General features: G+C 53.4%; 28 protein-coding genes. 27 read left to right on the plus strand and 1 reads right to left on the minus strand.

The window, feature by feature from the left end; translation table 11 throughout:
- Nucleotide 1: 1 nt before the first annotated feature.
- On the plus strand, nucleotides 2–1174 hold the full coding sequence (locus GF111_RS14690) for a MalY/PatB family protein (protein ID WP_047729711.1): 1173 nt from the start codon (nucleotides 2–4) through the stop codon (nucleotides 1172–1174).
- 15 nt (nucleotides 1175–1189) lie between these two features.
- Here GF111_RS14690 and GF111_RS14695 read toward each other — a convergent pair whose 3' ends face one another.
- Nucleotides 1190–1417 (minus strand): SlyX family protein, encoded by a 228-nt coding sequence (locus GF111_RS14695; protein WP_033649297.1) that lies wholly within the window; start codon nucleotides 1415–1417, stop codon nucleotides 1190–1192.
- A gap of 356 nt (nucleotides 1418–1773) precedes the next feature.
- Between GF111_RS14695 and fkpA the strand changes: the two genes are divergently transcribed.
- The 26 genes from fkpA (at nucleotide 1774) to rpsN (ending at nucleotide 17263) form a co-directional block, all read left to right on the plus strand.
- Nucleotides 1774–2613, plus strand: a complete 840-nt coding sequence (gene fkpA / locus GF111_RS14700) for an FKBP-type peptidyl-prolyl cis-trans isomerase (RefSeq protein WP_038878056.1) — start codon at nucleotides 1774–1776, stop codon at nucleotides 2611–2613.
- A 373-nt stretch (nucleotides 2614–2986) separates the two neighbouring features.
- Nucleotides 2987–3709: a transcriptional regulator gene (locus GF111_RS14705; protein WP_048232032.1), complete on the plus strand. Its 723-nt coding sequence runs from the start codon at nucleotides 2987–2989 to the stop codon at nucleotides 3707–3709.
- A complete protein-coding gene (tusD, locus tag GF111_RS14710) occupies nucleotides 3709–4098 on the plus strand; it encodes a sulfurtransferase complex subunit TusD (RefSeq protein ID WP_033636259.1) in 390 nt (129 codons plus the stop codon). The genes GF111_RS14705 and tusD overlap by 1 nt, the downstream gene beginning before the upstream one ends.
- Before the next feature lie 7 nt (nucleotides 4099–4105).
- A complete protein-coding gene (tusC, locus tag GF111_RS14715; protein WP_033636258.1) occupies nucleotides 4106–4465 on the plus strand; it encodes a sulfurtransferase complex subunit TusC in 360 nt (119 codons plus the stop codon).
- Between the two features lie 9 nt (nucleotides 4466–4474).
- Nucleotides 4475–4762: a sulfurtransferase complex subunit TusB gene (gene tusB, locus GF111_RS14720; protein WP_019456119.1), complete on the plus strand. Its 288-nt coding sequence runs from the start codon at nucleotides 4475–4477 to the stop codon at nucleotides 4760–4762.
- A gap of 143 nt (nucleotides 4763–4905) precedes the next feature.
- Nucleotides 4906–5280 (plus strand): 30S ribosomal protein S12, encoded by a 375-nt coding sequence (rpsL, locus tag GF111_RS14725; protein WP_004930426.1) that lies wholly within the window; start codon nucleotides 4906–4908, stop codon nucleotides 5278–5280.
- Nucleotides 5281–5376: 96 nt separating this feature from the next.
- Nucleotides 5377–5847: a 30S ribosomal protein S7 gene (rpsG, locus tag GF111_RS14730; protein WP_004956203.1), complete on the plus strand. Its 471-nt coding sequence runs from the start codon at nucleotides 5377–5379 to the stop codon at nucleotides 5845–5847.
- A gap of 93 nt (nucleotides 5848–5940) precedes the next feature.
- The gene (gene fusA / locus GF111_RS14735; RefSeq protein WP_060428649.1) at nucleotides 5941–8055 is read left to right on the plus strand and encodes an elongation factor G; all 2115 of its coding nucleotides are present in this window, start codon (nucleotides 5941–5943) and stop codon (nucleotides 8053–8055) included.
- A gap of 70 nt (nucleotides 8056–8125) precedes the next feature.
- Nucleotides 8126–9310, plus strand: coding sequence for an elongation factor Tu (tuf, locus tag GF111_RS14740; RefSeq protein ID WP_015376315.1), 1185 nt, complete (start codon nucleotides 8126–8128; stop codon nucleotides 9308–9310).
- Nucleotides 9311–9440: 130 nt separating this feature from the next.
- The gene (bfd, locus tag GF111_RS14745; protein ID WP_015379266.1) at nucleotides 9441–9635 is read left to right on the plus strand and encodes a bacterioferritin-associated ferredoxin; all 195 of its coding nucleotides are present in this window, start codon (nucleotides 9441–9443) and stop codon (nucleotides 9633–9635) included.
- Between the two features lie 73 nt (nucleotides 9636–9708).
- Entirely contained in the window at nucleotides 9709–10188 is a 480-nt protein-coding gene (gene bfr, locus GF111_RS14750) for a bacterioferritin (protein ID WP_102780124.1), read from the plus strand.
- 377 nt (nucleotides 10189–10565) lie between these two features.
- Entirely contained in the window at nucleotides 10566–10877 is a 312-nt protein-coding gene (gene rpsJ / locus GF111_RS14755; protein WP_001181005.1) for a 30S ribosomal protein S10, read from the plus strand.
- 32 nt (nucleotides 10878–10909) lie between these two features.
- Entirely contained in the window at nucleotides 10910–11539 is a 630-nt protein-coding gene (rplC, locus tag GF111_RS14760; RefSeq protein ID WP_015379265.1) for a 50S ribosomal protein L3, read from the plus strand.
- 10 nt (nucleotides 11540–11549) lie between these two features.
- Entirely contained in the window at nucleotides 11550–12155 is a 606-nt protein-coding gene (gene rplD / locus GF111_RS14765; RefSeq protein ID WP_004929779.1) for a 50S ribosomal protein L4, read from the plus strand.
- Nucleotides 12152–12454: a 50S ribosomal protein L23 gene (gene rplW / locus GF111_RS14770; RefSeq protein WP_004929776.1), complete on the plus strand. Its 303-nt coding sequence runs from the start codon at nucleotides 12152–12154 to the stop codon at nucleotides 12452–12454. Before rplD ends, rplW begins: the two co-directional genes overlap by 4 nt.
- An 18-nt stretch (nucleotides 12455–12472) precedes the next feature.
- Complete coding sequence (gene rplB, locus GF111_RS14775; protein ID WP_004929775.1) at nucleotides 12473–13297, plus strand: 50S ribosomal protein L2; 825 nt, start codon at nucleotides 12473–12475, stop codon at nucleotides 13295–13297.
- Nucleotides 13298–13311: 14 nt separating this feature from the next.
- On the plus strand, nucleotides 13312–13590 hold the full coding sequence (rpsS, locus tag GF111_RS14780; protein WP_004929772.1) for a 30S ribosomal protein S19: 279 nt from the start codon (nucleotides 13312–13314) through the stop codon (nucleotides 13588–13590).
- 14 nt (nucleotides 13591–13604) lie between these two features.
- Nucleotides 13605–13937, plus strand: a complete 333-nt coding sequence (gene rplV, locus GF111_RS14785) for a 50S ribosomal protein L22 (protein WP_002223844.1) — start codon at nucleotides 13605–13607, stop codon at nucleotides 13935–13937.
- A gap of 17 nt (nucleotides 13938–13954) precedes the next feature.
- Complete coding sequence (rpsC, locus tag GF111_RS14790) at nucleotides 13955–14653, plus strand: 30S ribosomal protein S3 (RefSeq protein ID WP_004929766.1); 699 nt, start codon at nucleotides 13955–13957, stop codon at nucleotides 14651–14653.
- 12 nt (nucleotides 14654–14665) lie between these two features.
- The gene (gene rplP / locus GF111_RS14795; protein ID WP_004929764.1) at nucleotides 14666–15076 is read left to right on the plus strand and encodes a 50S ribosomal protein L16; all 411 of its coding nucleotides are present in this window, start codon (nucleotides 14666–14668) and stop codon (nucleotides 15074–15076) included.
- On the plus strand, nucleotides 15076–15267 hold the full coding sequence (rpmC, locus tag GF111_RS14800; protein ID WP_004929762.1) for a 50S ribosomal protein L29: 192 nt from the start codon (nucleotides 15076–15078) through the stop codon (nucleotides 15265–15267). Before rplP ends, rpmC begins: the two co-directional genes overlap by 1 nt.
- Nucleotides 15268–15522 carry a 30S ribosomal protein S17 gene (gene rpsQ, locus GF111_RS14805; protein WP_004929760.1) on the plus strand — a complete coding sequence of 85 codons (255 nt, stop codon included), beginning with the start codon at nucleotides 15268–15270 and terminating at the stop codon, nucleotides 15520–15522. It begins immediately after the preceding gene.
- 172 nt (nucleotides 15523–15694) lie between these two features.
- Complete coding sequence (rplN, locus tag GF111_RS14810; protein WP_000613954.1) at nucleotides 15695–16066, plus strand: 50S ribosomal protein L14; 372 nt, start codon at nucleotides 15695–15697, stop codon at nucleotides 16064–16066.
- A 9-nt stretch (nucleotides 16067–16075) separates the two neighbouring features.
- On the plus strand, nucleotides 16076–16390 hold the full coding sequence (gene rplX / locus GF111_RS14815) for a 50S ribosomal protein L24 (RefSeq protein WP_004929758.1): 315 nt from the start codon (nucleotides 16076–16078) through the stop codon (nucleotides 16388–16390).
- A gap of 14 nt (nucleotides 16391–16404) precedes the next feature.
- A complete protein-coding gene (gene rplE / locus GF111_RS14820) occupies nucleotides 16405–16944 on the plus strand; it encodes a 50S ribosomal protein L5 (RefSeq protein WP_004929756.1) in 540 nt (179 codons plus the stop codon).
- Between the two features lie 13 nt (nucleotides 16945–16957).
- Nucleotides 16958–17263: a 30S ribosomal protein S14 gene (gene rpsN, locus GF111_RS14825; protein ID WP_048232029.1), complete on the plus strand. Its 306-nt coding sequence runs from the start codon at nucleotides 16958–16960 to the stop codon at nucleotides 17261–17263.
- Nucleotides 17264–17289: the final 26 nt, after the last annotated feature.

Here is a 17289-nt window from a genome sequence, read left to right on the forward strand (position 1 = left end):
CATGACGAGTCATTTCAACGCCATCATCGATCGCCACAACACCGGCTCCGTGAAGTGGGACTTCATCGACCGCTATCTGCAACTGGACGGCAGTGAACTGTTGCCGATGTGGGTGTCCGATTTCGACTTTCCGTGCCCGCCGGAGGTGCAGCAGGCACTGCATCAGCGGGTGGACCACGGCGTCTTTGGCTACAGCGAACGCGACGACGCTTACTATGAGGCGGCGATCGACTGGTTTGCCAAGCGGCACGGCTTGCCGCTGCGGCGCGAATGGTTCACGTCGATTGAAGGGGTAGTGCCGGGGTTGGCGATGCTGATCCAACTGCTCAGCAAGCCGGGGGATGGCGTGGTGGTGCAGGGGCCGTACTATGGCTCGTTCGCCAAGATAGTCACCATGAACGGCAGAGAGGTGATTGAAAACCCGCTGCTGGAAACCCCGCAGGGATACCGGATCGATTTCGACCAGCTGGCCGCCTGCCTGGCGCAGCGTAAACCGCCGCTGTTGTTGCTGTGCAATCCGCACAACCCGACCGGCCGTTGCTGGCGCCGCGAGGAACTGGAGCGGCTCATGGCGCTCTGCCACGCCCACGACGTCACGGTGATCTCCGATGAAATTTGGGCCGACCTGCTGCTGCCCGGCGAGACGTTTACGTCGGTGTTGCATCTGGGTGAGGAATATCGCGAGCGGGTAATTGCGGCGACGTCCGCCAGCAAAACGTTCGGCCTCTCCTCGCTGCGCATTTCGAATTTCCTGATCCCCAACGCCCGGCTTCGGCAGGCGTTTGTCGATCGGCTGAACGCCCACGGGCTGGATGTGTTCAACGCGCTGTCGATGACGGCGGCGACCGTGGCCTATCAACGGGGCGCTGCCTGGCTTGATGAGCTGCTCGACTACCTGGCGGAGAACCGGTGTTGGTTTAAGCAGGCGCTGGCGGACGCCGCACCCTGGTGCACGATGACCCAGGCTGAAGGAACCTATCTCGCCTGGCTGGATTGCCGCTCGCTGGGTTTGAACGATGCTGACTTGCAGCAGGCGCTGGTGGCGGTGGCGAAGCTGGCGCCGTCGATGGGCAGCGGTTTCGGCCCTCAGGGGAGCGGTTTTATCCGTATCAACCTGGGGTGCCCGCGCCGGTATCTCGAGCGTGCCGTCGCAGGGCTGGCACGCCTGAAATAACCGCATGGCAGGCCCTCAATAGTGCGGCGGAGGCGTTTCTTCCGATTGCGAGGCGATCATTGAGGTTTGGGTCGAGCGCAGCTTGTCGGTCAACATGCGCAGATGTTCGCGCATCTTCAGCATTTCCATTTGATGCTGGATGACGGTCTGGTTGAGCTCTTCGATGGTGAGCTCTTGGAAGGCCTGACGGCTCTCCAGTTCTTCAAGCCGCTGTAGCAGGCGTTGAGTGTCGGCGTTGTGCATGAGGCTACCTCTGACGCGATAAAATCCTGATTTGGCGCTATGGTAACAGCTGGCGCCGGGTTTGCTCGCGCTATTTCTCCAGACGGCGCGCAACGTTGCGATCGGCAGTGTAAAGTGCTGAAAAGTTGCGCGCTCGATACGCCGTTTTTTGCTAACCTCGCCGAATATTCTGCAAGAAAAATCTGATTTATCATGCGAGTAGCACGCGGTGGGAAACTTCTTGGCAAAGCGGGAGTCACACTTTGACTCGATTGGTTACCTGTGCGACTGTTTTGTTTTGTTTCAGGCAGCTATAGTAGCCCGGTTATCTTACCTAATGATTGTTTGGGGCATTGCTTCAGACACTGGAGAAATGGATGAAATCTTTGTTTAAAGTCACGCTTCTGGCAACCACCATGGCTTTTGCTCTGAATGCGACCCAGGTCATGGCAGCCGATGCCGCCAAACCGGCAGAAGCCGCTAAACCAGCGGACGCGGCAGCAGCACCGAGCACCGGCAAGTTCAAAAACGACGACGAGCAAGCGGCTTACGCACTGGGCGCCTCTCTCGGCCGTTACATGGACAACTCTCTGAAAGAGCAAGAGAAGCTGGGCATCAAGCTGGACAAAGATCAGCTGATCGCTGGCGTTCAGGACGCGTTCGCCAACAAGAGCAAGTTGAACGATGCCGACATCGAGAAGACCCTGCAGGGCTTCGAAGCGCGCGTGAAGGCTTCCGCTCAGGCGAAGATGGAACAGGACGCCAAGGACAACGAAACCAAAGGCGCCAAGTACCGCGACAGCTTCGCTAAAGAAAAAGGCGTGAAGAAAACCGAATCCGGCCTGCTGTACCAGGTAGAGAAACCGGGCGCGGGTGAAGCACCGAAAGACAGCGACACCGTGGTAGTTAACTACAAAGGCACCCTGACCGACGGTACCGAGTTCGATAACTCCTACACCCGCGGCGAGCCGCTGTCGTTCCGTCTGGACGGCGTGATCCCAGGCTGGACCGAAGGCCTGAAGCACATCAAGAAAGGCGGCAAAATCAAGCTGGTGATCCCACCGGCGCTGGCCTACGGTAAAACCGGCGTTCCGGGCATCCCGGCTAACTCCACGCTGGTCTTTGACGTTGAGCTGCTGGACGTGAAAGCGGCGCCGAAAGCCGACGCTAAAGCCGAAAAACCGGCTGACGCGAAAGCCGCTACCAAAGCGAAATAACATCGTCGTTCTGTTTGCCACCGCCGCGGATGCCCTCCGCGGCGGTTTTCATTTCGGCAGCCGCCGTCTCTCTCTCCATTGAACGCTTGACGCCTGCCGGGCATCGGGCTTAACGTCAATACCACGCGCAAACGCAAGGACTTTGCTCCGGCCGCTTTGCTAGACTAATAATTCTGATTTATCAGTCATGCGTCTGCCCCTTAGGGCGTGTACCTAAAATTGTTCCCGGCCGCCTCGCCCGCGGATGTCATCGTGCCGTTTGATGCCGCTCTCAGCCGGCCGCGCTGCGGCGTGCCGACGACGGCAGCGATCCGGTCCGAGCGGTTTTAGCTGCGCCCCCTGGCACAGGCGATCTATGAGGGTGGTATCTTCGATGTCGAATTCGCTTTTATCCAGCGAAGCCAGCGAACTTGATTTGCTGAATGAACGTCCGTTTACTCAAACGGATCATGAAATCCTGAAATCCTATGAAGCGGTGGTCGACGGGCTGGCGATGTTGATCGGCGGCCACTGCGAGATCGTACTGCACGCGCTGGAAGACCTGAACAGTTCGGCGGTGCGCATCGCCAACGGGGAACACACCGGGCGCAAAATCGGCTCGCCGATCACCGACCTGGCGCTGCGTATGCTGCACGACATGGCCGGCGACGACAGCAGCGTGTCGAAAGCCTACTTTACCCGCGCCAAGAGCGGGGTATTGATGAAATCGGTGACCATCGCCATTCGCAATCGCGAGCAGCGGGTGATCGGCTTGTTGTGCATCAACATGAACCTCGACGTGCCGTTCTCGCAGATCATGCAAACCTTTATGCCGCCGACAGCGCAGGATGTGCCGTCGTCGGTGAATTTTGCTTCTTCCGTCGACGATCTGGTGGCGCAGACGCTGGAGTTCACCATTGAAGAGGTGAACGCCGACCGCTCGGTGTCCAATAACGCCAAGAATCGCCAGGTGGTGCTCAATCTCTATGAAAAAGGCATCTTCGACATTAAGGATGCGATCAACCAGGTGGCGGATCGCCTGAATATCTCCAAACACACCGTGTATCTGTATATCCGCCAGTTCAAGAGCGGCGATCTGTTGGGAAGCGACCGTTGATGCTTGATTATTGTCTGTTGGTCACCGGCCCGGCTTACGGCACGCAGCAGGCCAGCAGCGCCTATCAGTTCGCTCAGGCTTTGCTGGCGAAAGGGCACCGGCTTTCCAGCGTTTTTTTCTACCGTGAAGGGGTGTTGAACGCCAACCAGCTGACCGCGCCGGCCAGCGACGAGTTCGACCTGGTGCGCGGCTGGACGCAGCTGGCGCAGCAACATGGCGTGGCGCTCAACGTCTGCGTTGCTGCTGCGCTGCGCCGTGGCGTCACCGACGAGCAGGAGGCGGCGCAACAGGGGCTGGCAAGCGCCAACCTGCAGCCTGGCTTTACCCTGAGCGGGTTGGGTTCCCTGGCCGAAGCGTCGCTGAGTTGCGACCGTCTGGTGCAGTTCTGAGGATATGATGAAACGAGTCGCTTTTGTTTTCACCCACGGGCCGCACGGCGGCGCCGGCGGCAGGGAAGGGCTGGATGCGCTGCTCGCCACGTCGGCGCTCAGCGAAGACTTGGGGGTGTTTTTTGTCGGCGATGGCGTATTGCAGCTGTTGCCGGGCCAGCAACCGGAAAAGATTTTGGCGCGCAATTACATTGCCACCTTCGGCGTGCTGCCGCTGTATGACGTGGAGCGCTGCTATCTGTGCCAGGCTTCGCTGCAGGAGCGTGGGCTGAGCCAGGTGACCGATTGGGTGCTGGATGCGGAAGTGCTGGCGCCGGACGAACTGCGCCGCGAACTGGCCGGCTACGACGCCGTGATGACGTTTTAGGATCCTCTGATGCTGTATACCCTGAGCCATTCGCCAAACCAATGTGACTTACCTGCGCTGCTGCGCCTGACGGCAGAGGGCGACGCGCTGCTGCTGCTGCAGGACGGCGTGCTTGCCGGCCTTGCCGGCAGCGCCCATCTTGAATTGCTGCTCGCCGCCCCCATATCCCTTTACGCGCTGCAGGACGACCTGGAAGCCCGGGGATTGGTTGGTCATTTTTCGCACAAAATCACTGTCGTCGGCTATAATCACTTCGTTGAATTAACCGAACAACACCGCAGCCAAATGGCCTGGTAATGAGAGTGATGTTGTATATTTCTTGACACCCATACTGGTCAGCCCTAAAATTCTGCGTCCTCGTACTTTGCCAGTAGTGCATACGAGGGGATTTATCACATGTTTACGAAGCTAGTACGAAGCAAAAACCAGGAGCTTTTTTAATGGCAACAATTAACCAGCTGGTTCGCAAACCACGCTCTGTGAAGGCTGCTAAAAGCAACGTTCCAGCGCTGGAAGCCTGCCCGCAGAAACGTGGCGTATGCACCCGCGTATATACCACTACCCCGAAAAAACCAAACTCCGCACTGCGTAAAGTTTGCCGTGTGCGTTTGACCAACGGTTTCGAAGTGACCTCCTACATCGGTGGCGAAGGCCACAACCTGCAGGAACACTCCGTAATCCTGATCCGTGGCGGTCGTGTAAAAGACCTGCCAGGTGTGCGTTACCACACCGTCCGTGGTGCACTTGACTGCTCCGGTGTTAAAGACCGTAAGCAAGCTCGTTCCAAGTACGGCGTGAAGAAGCCAAAGGCTTAATGGTTCTCCGTTAAGTAAGGCCAAACGTTTTAACTTTAATGTCAAAATAAACTCGTAGAGTTTTGGACAATCCTGAATTAACAACGGAGTATTTCCATGCCACGTCGTCGCGTAATCGGCCAACGTAAAATCCTGCCAGATCCTAAGTTCGGATCTGAGCTGCTGGCCAAATTTGTAAATATCCTGATGGTAGACGGTAAAAAATCTACTGCAGAAGCAATCGTCTATACCGCGCTGGAGACCCTGGCTCAGCGTTCTGGTAAAGATCACCTGGAAGCTTTCGAAGTCGCTCTCGACAACGTTCGCCCGACTGTAGAAGTTAAGTCGCGTCGCGTTGGCGGTTCTACTTATCAGGTACCAGTTGAAGTCCGCCCGGTTCGTCGTAATGCTCTGGCAATGCGTTGGATCGTTGATGCTGCACGTAAACGCGGTGATAAATCCATGGCTCTGCGCCTGGCGAACGAGCTGTCTGACGCAGCAGAGAACAAAGGTTCTGCTGTTAAGAAGCGTGAAGACGTTCACCGTATGGCCGAAGCCAACAAGGCGTTCGCCCACTACCGCTGGTAATCACCCGGTTGTAGTCATGCTAACCAAGCGGGCGCGTCAAATCGGCCCGCTTGGGTTAACTGAACTTGAACGCCCTAGGAATAGAGGAATCAAATGGCTCGTACAACACCCATTGCACGCTACCGCAACATCGGTATCAGTGCTCACATCGACGCCGGTAAAACCACCACTACCGAACGTATTCTGTTCTACACCGGTGTAAACCACAAAATCGGTGAAGTTCATGACGGCGCTGCCACCATGGACTGGATGGAACAGGAGCAGGAGCGTGGTATTACCATCACTTCTGCAGCGACTACTGCTTTCTGGTCTGGTATGGCCAAGCAGTTCGAACCGCATCGCGTAAACATCATCGACACCCCAGGGCACGTTGACTTCACCATCGAAGTAGAACGTTCCATGCGTGTGCTGGATGGCGCGGTAATGGTTTACTGTGCTGTTGGTGGTGTTCAGCCTCAGTCTGAAACCGTATGGCGTCAGGCTAACAAATACAAAGTGCCACGTATCGCGTTCGTTAACAAAATGGACCGTATGGGTGCTAACTTCCTGAAAGTTGTTGGCCAGATCAAATCTCGTCTGGGCGCTAACCCTGTTCCTCTGCAGCTGGCTATCGGCGCAGAAGACAAATTCACCGGCGTTATCGACCTGGTGAAGATGAAGGCGATCAACTGGAACGAAGAAGACGCAGGCGTAACCTTCGAATACGAAGACGTGCCGGCTGACATGATGGATCTGGCTGAAGAATGGCGCCAGAACCTGATCGAGTCCGCTGCGGAAGCTTCCGAAGAGCTGATGGAAAAATACTTGGGTGGCGAAGAGCTGACCGAGGAAGAAATCAAATCCGCTCTGCGTCAGCGCGTGCTGAACAACGAAATCATCCTGGTTACCTGTGGTTCTGCGTTCAAGAACAAGGGCGTGCAGGCGATGCTGGATGCGGTAATCGAATACCTGCCGGCACCAACTGACGTTCCTGCGATCAACGGTATCCTGGACGACGGTAAAGACACTCCGGCTGAGCGTCACGCAAGTGATGACGAGCCGTTCTCTGCTCTGGCGTTCAAAATCGCTACCGACCCGTTCGTAGGTAACTTGACCTTCTTCCGCGTGTACTCCGGCGTTGTTAACTCCGGCGACACCGTGCTGAACTCCGTTAAGTCTGCGCGCGAGCGTTTCGGCCGTATCGTTCAGATGCACGCCAACAAGCGTGAAGAGATCAAAGAAGTTCGCGCAGGCGACATCGCCGCTGCGATCGGTCTGAAAGACGTGACCACCGGGGACACCCTGTGTGATCCAGACTCTCCAATCATCCTGGAGCGTATGGAATTCCCTGAGCCGGTAATCTCTATCGCCGTTGAACCGAAAACCAAAGCTGACCAGGAAAAAATGGGTCTGGCTCTGGGCCGTCTGGCTAAAGAAGACCCGTCATTCCGCGTATGGACTGACGAAGAGTCTAACCAGACCATCATCGCCGGTATGGGTGAACTGCACCTCGACATCATCGTTGACCGCATGAAGCGTGAATTCAACGTTGAAGCTAACGTGGGCAAACCTCAGGTAGCTTACCGCGAAGCGATTCGCGCGAAGATTACCGATGTTGAAGGTAAGCACGCCAAGCAGTCTGGTGGTCGCGGTCAGTACGGTCACGTTGTGATCGACATGTACCCACTGGAGCCGGGCTCTAACCCGAAAGGTTACGAGTTCATCAACGACATCAAAGGCGGCGTAATTCCTGGCGAATACATCCCTGCCGTTGATAAAGGCATCCAGGAGCAGCTGAAGTCTGGTCCGTTGGCTGGTTACCCGGTAGTAGACATGGGTATTCGTCTGCACTTCGGTTCTTACCACGACGTTGACTCCTCTGAACTGGCGTTTAAACTGGCCGCGTCTATCGCCTTTAAAGAAGGCTTTAAGAAAGCGAAACCAGTTCTGCTTGAGCCTATCATGAAGGTTGAAGTTGAGACTCCAGAAGAGAACACCGGTGACGTTATCGGTGACTTGAGCCGTCGTCGCGGCATGCTGCGCGGTCAGGAATCTGAAGTGACTGGCGTTAAGATCCACGCTGAAGTACCGTTGTCCGAAATGTTCGGCTACGCAACTCAGCTGCGTTCTCTGACTAAAGGTCGCGCATCATACACCATGGAATTCCTGAAGTATGATGATGCACCGAACAACGTCGCTCAGGCCGTAATCGAAGCCCGTGGCAAATAAGCCGCAGGGTTAAAACCAAAGTCCCGTGCTCTCTCCAGAAGGGGAGAGCGCTATAGTAAGGAATATAGCCGTGTCTAAAGAAAAATTTGAACGTACAAAACCGCACGTTAACGTTGGTACTATCGGCCACGTTGACCACGGTAAAACTACCCTGACTGCAGCGATCACCACCGTACTGGCTAAAACCTACGGCGGTTCTGCACGTGCTTTCGACCAGATCGATAACGCGCCAGAAGAAAAAGCTCGTGGTATCACCATCAACACCTCTCACGTTGAGTATGACACCCCGACTCGTCACTACGCGCACGTTGACTGCCCAGGGCACGCCGACTACGTGAAAAACATGATCACCGGTGCTGCTCAGATGGACGGCGCGATCCTGGTAGTAGCTGCGACTGACGGCCCAATGCCTCAGACCCGTGAGCACATCCTGCTGGGTCGTCAGGTTGGCGTTCCTTTCATCATCGTATTCATGAACAAATGCGACATGGTTGATGATGAAGAGCTGCTGGAACTGGTAGAAATGGAAGTTCGCGAACTGCTGTCCGCTTACGACTTCCCAGGCGACGACCTGCCGGTAATCCGCGGTTCCGCGCTGAAAGCGCTGGAAGGCGAAGCTGAGTGGGAAGCGAAAATCATCGAACTGGCCGAAGCCCTGGACAGCTACATTCCAGAGCCAGAGCGTGCTATCGACAAGCCGTTCCTGCTGCCAATCGAAGACGTATTCTCCATCTCCGGTCGTGGTACCGTTGTTACCGGTCGTGTTGAGCGCGGTATCATCAAAGTTGGCGAAGAAGTTGAAATCGTTGGTATCAAAGACACCGTTAAGTCTACCTGTACTGGCGTTGAAATGTTCCGCAAACTGCTGGACGAAGGCCGTGCTGGTGAGAACGTAGGTGTTCTGCTGCGTGGTATCAAGCGCGAAGAAATCGAACGTGGTCAGGTACTGGCTAAGCCAGGCTCTATCAAGCCACACACCCAGTTCGAATCTGAAGTGTACATCCTGAGCAAAGATGAAGGTGGTCGTCACACTCCATTCTTCAAAGGCTACCGTCCACAGTTCTACTTCCGTACCACTGACGTGACCGGTACCATCGAACTGCCAGAAGGCGTAGAGATGGTAATGCCAGGCGACAACGTGAACATGGTTGTCACCCTGATCCACCCAATCGCGATGGATGACGGTCTGCGTTTCGCAATCCGTGAAGGCGGCCGTACCGTTGGCGCTGGTGTTGTTGCTAAAGTTATCGCTTAATCGCGAATAATTTTTCGACACAAAAAAGGGCACTTCGGTGCCCTTTTTTATGCAATTTGTTCAAATCTTAATTGAAATAAAAACCATTCCTATTTAGACTCAATGCATTGGTTAAGAAGTGAGTCTCTCTATGTATGTATGTCTGTGTAATGCGGTGACTGACAAAGCGATCCGTAATGCGGTGCGTCAGCACAATCCCCATACCATGAAGCAGCTGCGTGAACTTGTGCCGATTGGTACCGATTGTGGAAAGTGCATTCGTCAGGCAAGGCAGATTATGGTGGAGGAACGCGGAACTATCATCCCAATGCATGAAGTTGCCTAACAAAGGGTAAGGTTATTTTTGACTCTTGGCTTACAGGTTCTACACTTTTAGAACTGGCCAGGAGGAGTTACCTATGAAAGGCGATAAAAAGATCATTGCTCACCTCAACAAACTGCTCGGCAACGAGCTGGTTGCCATCAATCAATATTTCCTGCACGCCCGCATGTTCAAGAATTGGGGCTTAATGCGCCTCAACGACAAGGAATATCACGAGTCGATCGACGAAATGAAACATGCCGATCGCTACATCGAGCGTATCCTATTCTTGGAAGGGATCCCGAACCTGCAAGATCTTGGCAAGCTGAACATCGGCGAAGACATTGAAGAGATGCTGCGTTCCGATCTGGATCTGGAGCTGGCAGGCGCCAAGAACCTGCGCGAAGGTATCGCTTATGCCGATTCTATTCACGATTACGTCAGCCGCGATTTGATGATAGATATCCTGGCTGATGAAGAAGAGCATATCGACTGGCTGGAAACGGAGCTGGACCTCATCGCCCGTCTCGGTATTCAAAATTATGCCCAGGCCCAGATTTTAGACCGCAAAGAGTAACCCCTCCGCCCATTTGCCACCGTCTCTCCTGCCGGCGACCGTTTTACGGTGGGGCAGGGGAGCTTCCCCTCCAAGCATAATTCATACCTTGTTAGCTTTCTTCATCTCGTGATTGTCGCTGACAGCGCAAAAATGACGATTTCCTGAGCATATTTCCAACTGCAGCTTGCTTCCTGGGCCATTTTGCGTATAATGCGCGGGCTTACCTAATCTTGGTAAGCCTGATTTTAGCGAATCAGTCGATTGGCAGGTTTTTTTGCCCTTCGAACAATACTCCCGATATGGGGGTTATATGTTGACGATTACACTCCCCCATCAATCGAAATGGGTGTGAGGAGTAATTATTTACGTTTATAAATAATTGGAGCTCTGGTCTCATGCAGAACCAAAGAATCCGTATCCGCCTGAAAGCGTTTGATCATCGTCTGATCGATCAATCAACCGCGGAAATCGTCGAGACTGCAAAGCGCACTGGTGCGCAAGTCCGTGGTCCGATCCCGCTGCCAACTCGCAAAGAGCGCTTTACCGTTCTGATCTCTCCGCACGTCAACAAAGACGCGCGCGATCAGTACGAGATTCGCACTCACAAGCGTCTGGTTGACATCGTTGAGCCAACCGAGAAAACCGTTGATGCTCTGATGCGTCTGGATCTGGCTGCCGGTGTAGACGTGCAGATCAGCCTGGGTTAATCAGGTCATTGAGCGATTGAGAGGTTGAAACAATGATTGGTTTAGTCGGTAAAAAAGTGGGTATGACCCGTATCTTCACTGAAGATGGCGTTTCTATCCCAGTAACCGTAATTGAAATTGAAGCGAACCGCGTGACTCAGGTTAAAAGCCTGGACACCGACGGTTACCGTGCCGTTCAGGTTACCACTGGTAGCAAAAAAGCTAACCGTGTAACCAAGCCGGAAGCGGGCCATTTCGCTAAAGCTGGCGTTGAAGCTGGCCGTGGTCTGTGGGAATTCCGCCTTGAAGAAGGTCAAGAGTTCGCTGCAGGTCAGGAAATTAGCGTAGAAATCTTCGCTGACGTTAAAAAAGTCGATGTTACCGGTACTTCTAAAGGTAAAGGTTTTGCTGGCACTGTTAAGCGCTGGAACTTCCGTACCCAAGACGCTACCCACGGTAACTCCTTGTCTCACCGCGTTCCGGGTTCTATCGGTCAGAACCAGACTCCGGGCAAAGTGTTCAAAGGCAAGAAAATGGCTGGCCACCTGGGTGATGAGCGCGTAACCGTTCAGAGCCTGGACGTAGTACGTGTTGACGCTGAGCGCAACCTGCTGCTGGTTAAGGGTGCTGTACCGGGCGCAACCGGTGGCAACCTGATCGTTAAACCAGCTGTGAAGGCGTAAGGGGATAGCAATGGAATTAGTATTGAAAGACGCGCAAAGCGCGCTGACTGTTTCCGAAACTACCTTCGGTCGTGATTTCAACGAAGCGCTGGTACACCAGGTTGTTGTTGCTTATGCAGCAGGTGCCCGTCAAGGTACCCGTGCTCAGAAGACCCGTGCTGAAGTAACTGGTTCCGGCAAAAAGCCATGGCGTCAGAAAGGCACCGGCCGTGCGCGTTCAGGTTCTGTAAAGAGCCCGATCTGGCGTTCAGGCGGCGTGACCTTTGCTGCTAAGCCACAGGACCACAGTCAGAAAGTAAACAAAAAGATGTACCGCGGCGCGCTGAAAAGCATCCTGTCCGAGCTGGTACGTCAAGATCGTCTGATCGTTGTCGAGAAGTTCTCTGTAGAAGCGCCTAAAACTAAGCTGCTGGCACAGAAACTGAAAGATATGGCTCTGGAAGACGTGCTGATCGTGACCGGTGAACTGGATGAGAATCTGTTCCTGGCAGCTCGCAACCTGTACAAGGTTGACGTGCGCGATGTAGCAGGTATCGATCCGGTTAGCCTGATCGCCTTCGACAAAGTGGTTATGACTGCTGATGCTGTGAAGCAAGTTGAGGAGATGCTGGCATGATCCGTGAAGAACGTTTGCTGAAAGTGCTGCGTGCACCGCACGTATCTGAAAAAGCATCCGCTGCGATGGAAAAAAGCAACACCATCGTTCTCAAAGTTGCCAAAGACGCGACCAAAGCAGAAATCAAAGCTGCAGTGCAGAAACTGTTTGAAGTCGAAGTCAAAGACGTGAACACCCTGGTAGTTAAAGGGAAAGTGAAGCGTCACGGTCAGCGTGTTGGTCGTCGTAGCGACTGGAAAAAAGCTTACGTCACCCTGAAAGAAGGCCAGAATCTGGACTTCATCGGCGGCGCAGAGTAAGTCGGAGGAGTAAGAACAATGGCAATTGTTAAATGTAAACCTACATCTCCGGGTCGTCGCCACGTTGTTAAAGTGGTTAACCCTGAGCTGCACAAGGGTAAACCTTATGCCCCGCTGCTGGAAAAACTGAGCAAAAGCGGTGGTCGTAACAACAATGGCCGTATCACCACCCGTCATATCGGTGGTGGCCACAAGCAACATTATCGTCTGGTTGACTTCAAGCGCAACAAAGACGGTATCCCTGCTGTGGTTGAGCGTCTGGAGTACGATCCGAACCGTTCCGCGAACATCGCGCTGGTTCTGTACAAAGACGGCGAACGCCGTTACATCCTGGCGCCGAAAGGCCTGAAAGCTGGTGACCAGATTCAATCTGGCGTTGATGCTGCAATCAAAGCGGGTAACACCCTGCCGATGCGCAACATTCCAGTTGGTTCAACGGTTCACAACGTAGAAATGAAACCAGGTAAAGGCGGCCAGATGGCTCGCTCCGCTGGTGCCTACGTTCAGATCGTTGCTCGTGATGGTTCCTACGTAACTCTGCGTCTGCGCTCCGGCGAAATGCGTAAAGTTCCAGCTGATTGCCGTGCCACCCTGGGTGAAGTCGGTAACGCTGAACACATGCTTCGCGTTCTGGGTAAAGCAGGTGCTGCACGTTGGCGTGGTGTTCGTCCTACCGTTCGCGGTACGGCGATGAACCCGGTAGATCACCCGCACGGTGGTGGTGAAGGTCGTAACTTTGGTAAGCACCCGGTAACTCCGTGGGGCGTTCAGACCAAAGGTAAGAAGACCCGTAGCAACAAGCGTACTGATAAGTTCATCGTACGTCGCCGTAGCAAAAAATAATTAGAGGATAAGCCATGCCACGTTCTCTCAAGAAAGGTCCTTTTATTGACCTGCACTTGCTGAAGAAGGTAGAGAAAGCGGTGGAAAGCGGTGACAAGAAGCCTTTGCGCACTTGGTCCCGTCGTTCAACGATCTTTCCTAACATGATCGGTTTGACCATCGCTGTCCATAATGGTCGTCAGCACGTACCAGTGTTCGTTTCCGATGAAATGGTCGGTCACAAACTGGGTGAATTCGCGCCGACTCGTACTTATCGCGGCCATGCGGCTGATAAAAAAGCTAAAAAGCGCTAAGGTAGGAGGAAGAGATGGAAACTATCGCTAAACATCGCCACGCTCGTTCTTCTGCTCAGAAGGTTCGCCTTGTTGCTGACCTGATTCGCGGTAAGAAAGTGTCGCAAGCTCTGGAAACTCTGACCTACACCAACAAGAAAGCTGCTGGTCTGGTTAAGAAAGTGCTGGAGTCTGCCATTGCTAACGCAGAACACAACGATGGCGCTGACATCGATGATCTGAAAGTTACGAAAATCTTCGTAGACGAAGGCCCAAGCATGAAGCGCATTATGCCGCGTGCAAAAGGTCGTGCAGATCGCATCCTGAAGCGCACCAGCCACATTACTGTGGTTGTGTCCGATCGCTGAGACTCTGGAGACTAGCAATGGGTCAGAAAGTACATCCTAATGGTATTCGCCTGGGTATTGTCAAACCTTGGAACTCTACTTGGTATGCGAATACCAAAGAATTCGCTGACAACCTGGACAGCGACTTTAAAGTTCGTCAATTCCTGACTAAGGAACTGTCGAAAGCTTCCGTTTCTCGCATCGTTATCGAGCGTCCTGCGAAGAGCATCCGTGTGACCATTCACACTGCTCGCCCAGGCATCGTTATCGGCAAGAAAGGTGAAGACGTCGAAAAACTGCGCAAGGTCGTAGCGGACATCGCTGGCGTTCCTGCACAGATCAACATCGCCGAAGTCCGTAAACCGGAACTCGACGCTAAATTGGTTGCTGACAGCATCACTTCTCAGCTGGAACGTCGCGTTATGTTCCGTCGTGCTATGAAGCGTGCAGTACAGAACGCAATGCGTCTTGGCGCTAAAGGTATCAAAGTTGAAGTAAGCGGCCGTCTTGGCGGCGCTGAAATCGCACGTACCGAATGGTACCGCGAAGGTCGTGTTCCATTGCACACTCTGCGTGCGGACATCGACTACAACACATCTGAAGCGCACACCACTTATGGTGTAATCGGCGTTAAGGTATGGATCTTCAAAGGTGAGATCCTGGGTGGTATGGCTGCAGTTGAACAACCGGAACCGGCTGCTCAACCTAAAAAGCAGCAGCGTAAAGGCCGCAAGTAAGGAGAGTCGCTGATGTTACAACCAAAGCGTACAAAATTCCGTAAGGTGCACAAGGGCCGCAACCGTGGTCTGGCGCAAGGTACGGATGTTAGCTTCGGCACTTTCGGTCTGAAAGCTGTTGGCCGTGGCCGTCTGACTGCTCGTCAAATCGAAGCAGCTCGTCGTGCAATGACTCGTGCAGTTAAGCGTCAAGGCAAGATCTGGATCCGTGTATTCCCGGACAAACCGATCACCGAGAAGCCGCTGGAAGTGCGTATGGGTAAAGGTAAGGGTAACGTGGAGTATTGGGTTGCCCTGATCCAGCCTGGTAAGGTCCTGTACGAAATGGACGGCGTGCCAGAAGAGGTTGCCCGCGAGGCATTCAAACTGGCAGCAGCGAAACTGCCGATCAAAACCACCTTTGTAACTAAGACGGTGATGTAATGAAAGCACAAGAGCTGCGTGAAAAAAGCGTTGAAGAGCTGAATGCCGAGCTGCTCAACCTGCTGCGTGAGCAATTCAACTTGCGCATGCAGGCGGCCAGTGGCCAGCTGCAACAAACTCACCTGTTGAAACAAGTGCGTCGTGACGTCGCACGCGTTAAGACTTTACTGACTCAAAAGGCGGGTGTGTAAATGACTGAAGTTATCCGTACCCTGCAGGGTCGTGTTGTTAGCGATAAAATGGAGAAATCCATCGTTGTTGCTATCGAGCGTACTGTGAAGCACCCGATCTACGGGAAATTCATCAAACGTACGACCAAGCTGCACGTACATGACGAGAACAACGAATGTGGTACCGGCGACGTGGTGGAAATCCGCGAATGCCGCCCACTGTCCAAGACTAAGTCCTGGACGTTGGTTCGCGTTGTAGAGAAAGCGATTCTGTAATAGAGTAGCTGGCTCTCACTTAATAAACGGCTCAGAAAATGAGCCGTTTATTTTTTCTACCCATACCTAGTAAGCGGTGTTATAATGCTGCGCCCTCGGTTATGGGGCTTTTCAACGGCCTAATTTTTACTTGGGTCTTTAAAGTAGTAGTTGACATTAGCGGAGCACTAAAATGATCCAAGAACAGACTATGCTGAACGTCGCCGACAACTCCGGTGCACGTCGCGTAATGTGTATCAAGGTTCTAGGTGGCTCGCACCGTCGCTACGCAGGCGTCGGCGACATCATCAAAATTACCATCAAGGAAGCAATTCCTCGCGGTAAGGTGAAGAAAGGCGATGTTCTGAAGGCGGTAGTGGTGCGCACCAAGAAGGGTGTACGTCGCCCGGACGGTTCTGTCATTCGCTTCGATGGCAATGCATGCGTTATTTTGAACAATAACAGCGAGCAGCCAATCGGTACGCGTATTTTTGGGCCGGTAACTCGTGAACTGCGTAATGAGAAGTTCATGAAAATTATCTCTCTGGCACCAGAAGTACTCTAAGGAGCGAACATGGCAGCGAAGATCCGTCGTGATGACGAAGTTATCGTGATTACCGGGAAAGACAAAGGTAAGCGCGGTAAAGTAAAAAATGTCCTGTCTGCTGGCAAGGTCATTGTTGAAGGCATCAACCTGGTTAAGAAACACCAGAAGCCGGTTCCGGCTCTGAACCAACCAGGCGGCATTGTTGAAAAAGAAGCTGCAATTCAGGTTTCTAACATTGCTATCTTCAACGCGGCTACCGGCAAGGCTGACCGTGTAGGCTTTAGATTCGAAGACGGCAAAAAAGTCCGTTTCTTCAAGTCTAACAGCGAAACTATCAAGTAATTTGGAGTAATACGATGGCGAAACTGCATGATTACTACAAAGACGAGGTAGTCAAACAACTGATGTCTCAGTTTGATTACAACTCTGTCATGCAAGTCCCTCGGGTCGAGAAGATCACCCTGAACATGGGTGTTGGTGAAGCGATTGCTGACAAGAAACTGCTGGATAACGCCGCAGCGGACCTGGCAGCCATCTCCGGTCAAAAACCGTTGATCACCAAAGCCCGCAAATCTGTTGCAGGCTTCAAAATCCGTCAGGGCTATCCGATCGGCTGTAAAGTAACTCTGCGTGGCGAACGCATGTGGGAGTTCTTTGAGCGTCTGATCTCCATTGCTGTTCCACGTATCCGTGACTTCCGTGGCCTGTCCGCCAAGTCATTCGATGGCCGTGGCAACTACAGCATGGGCGTGCGTGAGCAAATCATCTTCCCAGAAATCGACTACGACAAAGTCGATCGCGTTCGTGGTTTGGATATTACCATTACCACTACTGCGAAATCTGATGATGAAGGCCGCGCGCTGCTGGCTGCTTTTAACTTCCCGTTCCGCAAGTAAGGCAGGGTTACTGATGGCTAAGCAATCAATGAAAGCACGCGAAGTCAAGCGCGTGAAATTAGCTGACAAGTTCTTTGCAAAACGCGTTGAACTGAAAGCTATTATCTCTGATGTGAACGCATCCGATGAAGATCGTTGGAATGCCGTTCTCAAGCTGCAAACTCTGCCGCGTGATTCCAGCCCGTCTCGTCAGCGTAAACGCTGCCGCCAAACTGGCCGTCCACATGGTTATGTGGGCAAATTCGGGTTGAGCCGTATTAAGCTTCGTGAAGCCGCTATGCGCGGTGAAGTACCAGGCTTGAAAAAGGCTAGCTGGTAATTACCAATTGAATCACGGGAGTAAAG

Source organism: Serratia sp. HRI, assembly GCF_010119335.3.
In the GTDB taxonomy this organism is placed as follows: Bacteria; Pseudomonadota; Gammaproteobacteria; order Enterobacterales; family Enterobacteriaceae; genus Serratia; species Serratia nevei.

Coding starts and splice junctions, on each gene's coding strand:
- tusD (WP_033636259.1), top strand. CDS start 3,709: ATGCTTGATTATTGTCTGTTGGTCACCGGCCCGGCTTACGGCACGCAG.
- rpsJ (WP_001181005.1), top strand. CDS start 10,566: ATGCAGAACCAAAGAATCCGTATCCGCCTGAAAGCGTTTGATCATCGT.
- rplX (WP_004929758.1), top strand. CDS start 16,076: ATGGCAGCGAAGATCCGTCGTGATGACGAAGTTATCGTGATTACCGGG.
- rpsC (WP_004929766.1), top strand. CDS start 13,955: ATGGGTCAGAAAGTACATCCTAATGGTATTCGCCTGGGTATTGTCAAA.
- fusA (WP_060428649.1), top strand. CDS start 5,941: ATGGCTCGTACAACACCCATTGCACGCTACCGCAACATCGGTATCAGT.
- rpsQ (WP_004929760.1), top strand. CDS start 15,268: ATGACTGAAGTTATCCGTACCCTGCAGGGTCGTGTTGTTAGCGATAAA.
- bfd (WP_015379266.1), top strand. CDS start 9,441: ATGTATGTATGTCTGTGTAATGCGGTGACTGACAAAGCGATCCGTAAT.
- tusC (WP_033636258.1), top strand. CDS start 4,106: ATGAAACGAGTCGCTTTTGTTTTCACCCACGGGCCGCACGGCGGCGCC.
- rplD (WP_004929779.1), top strand. CDS start 11,550: ATGGAATTAGTATTGAAAGACGCGCAAAGCGCGCTGACTGTTTCCGAA.
- rplN (WP_000613954.1), top strand. CDS start 15,695: ATGATCCAAGAACAGACTATGCTGAACGTCGCCGACAACTCCGGTGCA.
- rplB (WP_004929775.1), top strand. CDS start 12,473: ATGGCAATTGTTAAATGTAAACCTACATCTCCGGGTCGTCGCCACGTT.
- rpsS (WP_004929772.1), top strand. CDS start 13,312: ATGCCACGTTCTCTCAAGAAAGGTCCTTTTATTGACCTGCACTTGCTG.
- GF111_RS14690 (WP_047729711.1), top strand. CDS start 2: ATGACGAGTCATTTCAACGCCATCATCGATCGCCACAACACCGGCTCC.
- rpsN (WP_048232029.1), top strand. CDS start 16,958: ATGGCTAAGCAATCAATGAAAGCACGCGAAGTCAAGCGCGTGAAATTA.
- tusB (WP_019456119.1), top strand. CDS start 4,475: ATGCTGTATACCCTGAGCCATTCGCCAAACCAATGTGACTTACCTGCG.
- rpsL (WP_004930426.1), top strand. CDS start 4,906: ATGGCAACAATTAACCAGCTGGTTCGCAAACCACGCTCTGTGAAGGCT.
- rplW (WP_004929776.1), top strand. CDS start 12,152: ATGATCCGTGAAGAACGTTTGCTGAAAGTGCTGCGTGCACCGCACGTA.
- bfr (WP_102780124.1), top strand. CDS start 9,709: ATGAAAGGCGATAAAAAGATCATTGCTCACCTCAACAAACTGCTCGGC.
- rpmC (WP_004929762.1), top strand. CDS start 15,076: ATGAAAGCACAAGAGCTGCGTGAAAAAAGCGTTGAAGAGCTGAATGCC.
- GF111_RS14695 (WP_033649297.1), bottom strand. CDS start 1,417: ATGCACAACGCCGACACTCAACGCCTGCTACAGCGGCTTGAAGAACTG.
- fkpA (WP_038878056.1), top strand. CDS start 1,774: ATGAAATCTTTGTTTAAAGTCACGCTTCTGGCAACCACCATGGCTTTT.
- rplE (WP_004929756.1), top strand. CDS start 16,405: ATGGCGAAACTGCATGATTACTACAAAGACGAGGTAGTCAAACAACTG.
- rplC (WP_015379265.1), top strand. CDS start 10,910: ATGATTGGTTTAGTCGGTAAAAAAGTGGGTATGACCCGTATCTTCACT.
- GF111_RS14705 (WP_048232032.1), top strand. CDS start 2,987: ATGTCGAATTCGCTTTTATCCAGCGAAGCCAGCGAACTTGATTTGCTG.
- rplV (WP_002223844.1), top strand. CDS start 13,605: ATGGAAACTATCGCTAAACATCGCCACGCTCGTTCTTCTGCTCAGAAG.
- rpsG (WP_004956203.1), top strand. CDS start 5,377: ATGCCACGTCGTCGCGTAATCGGCCAACGTAAAATCCTGCCAGATCCT.
- rplP (WP_004929764.1), top strand. CDS start 14,666: ATGTTACAACCAAAGCGTACAAAATTCCGTAAGGTGCACAAGGGCCGC.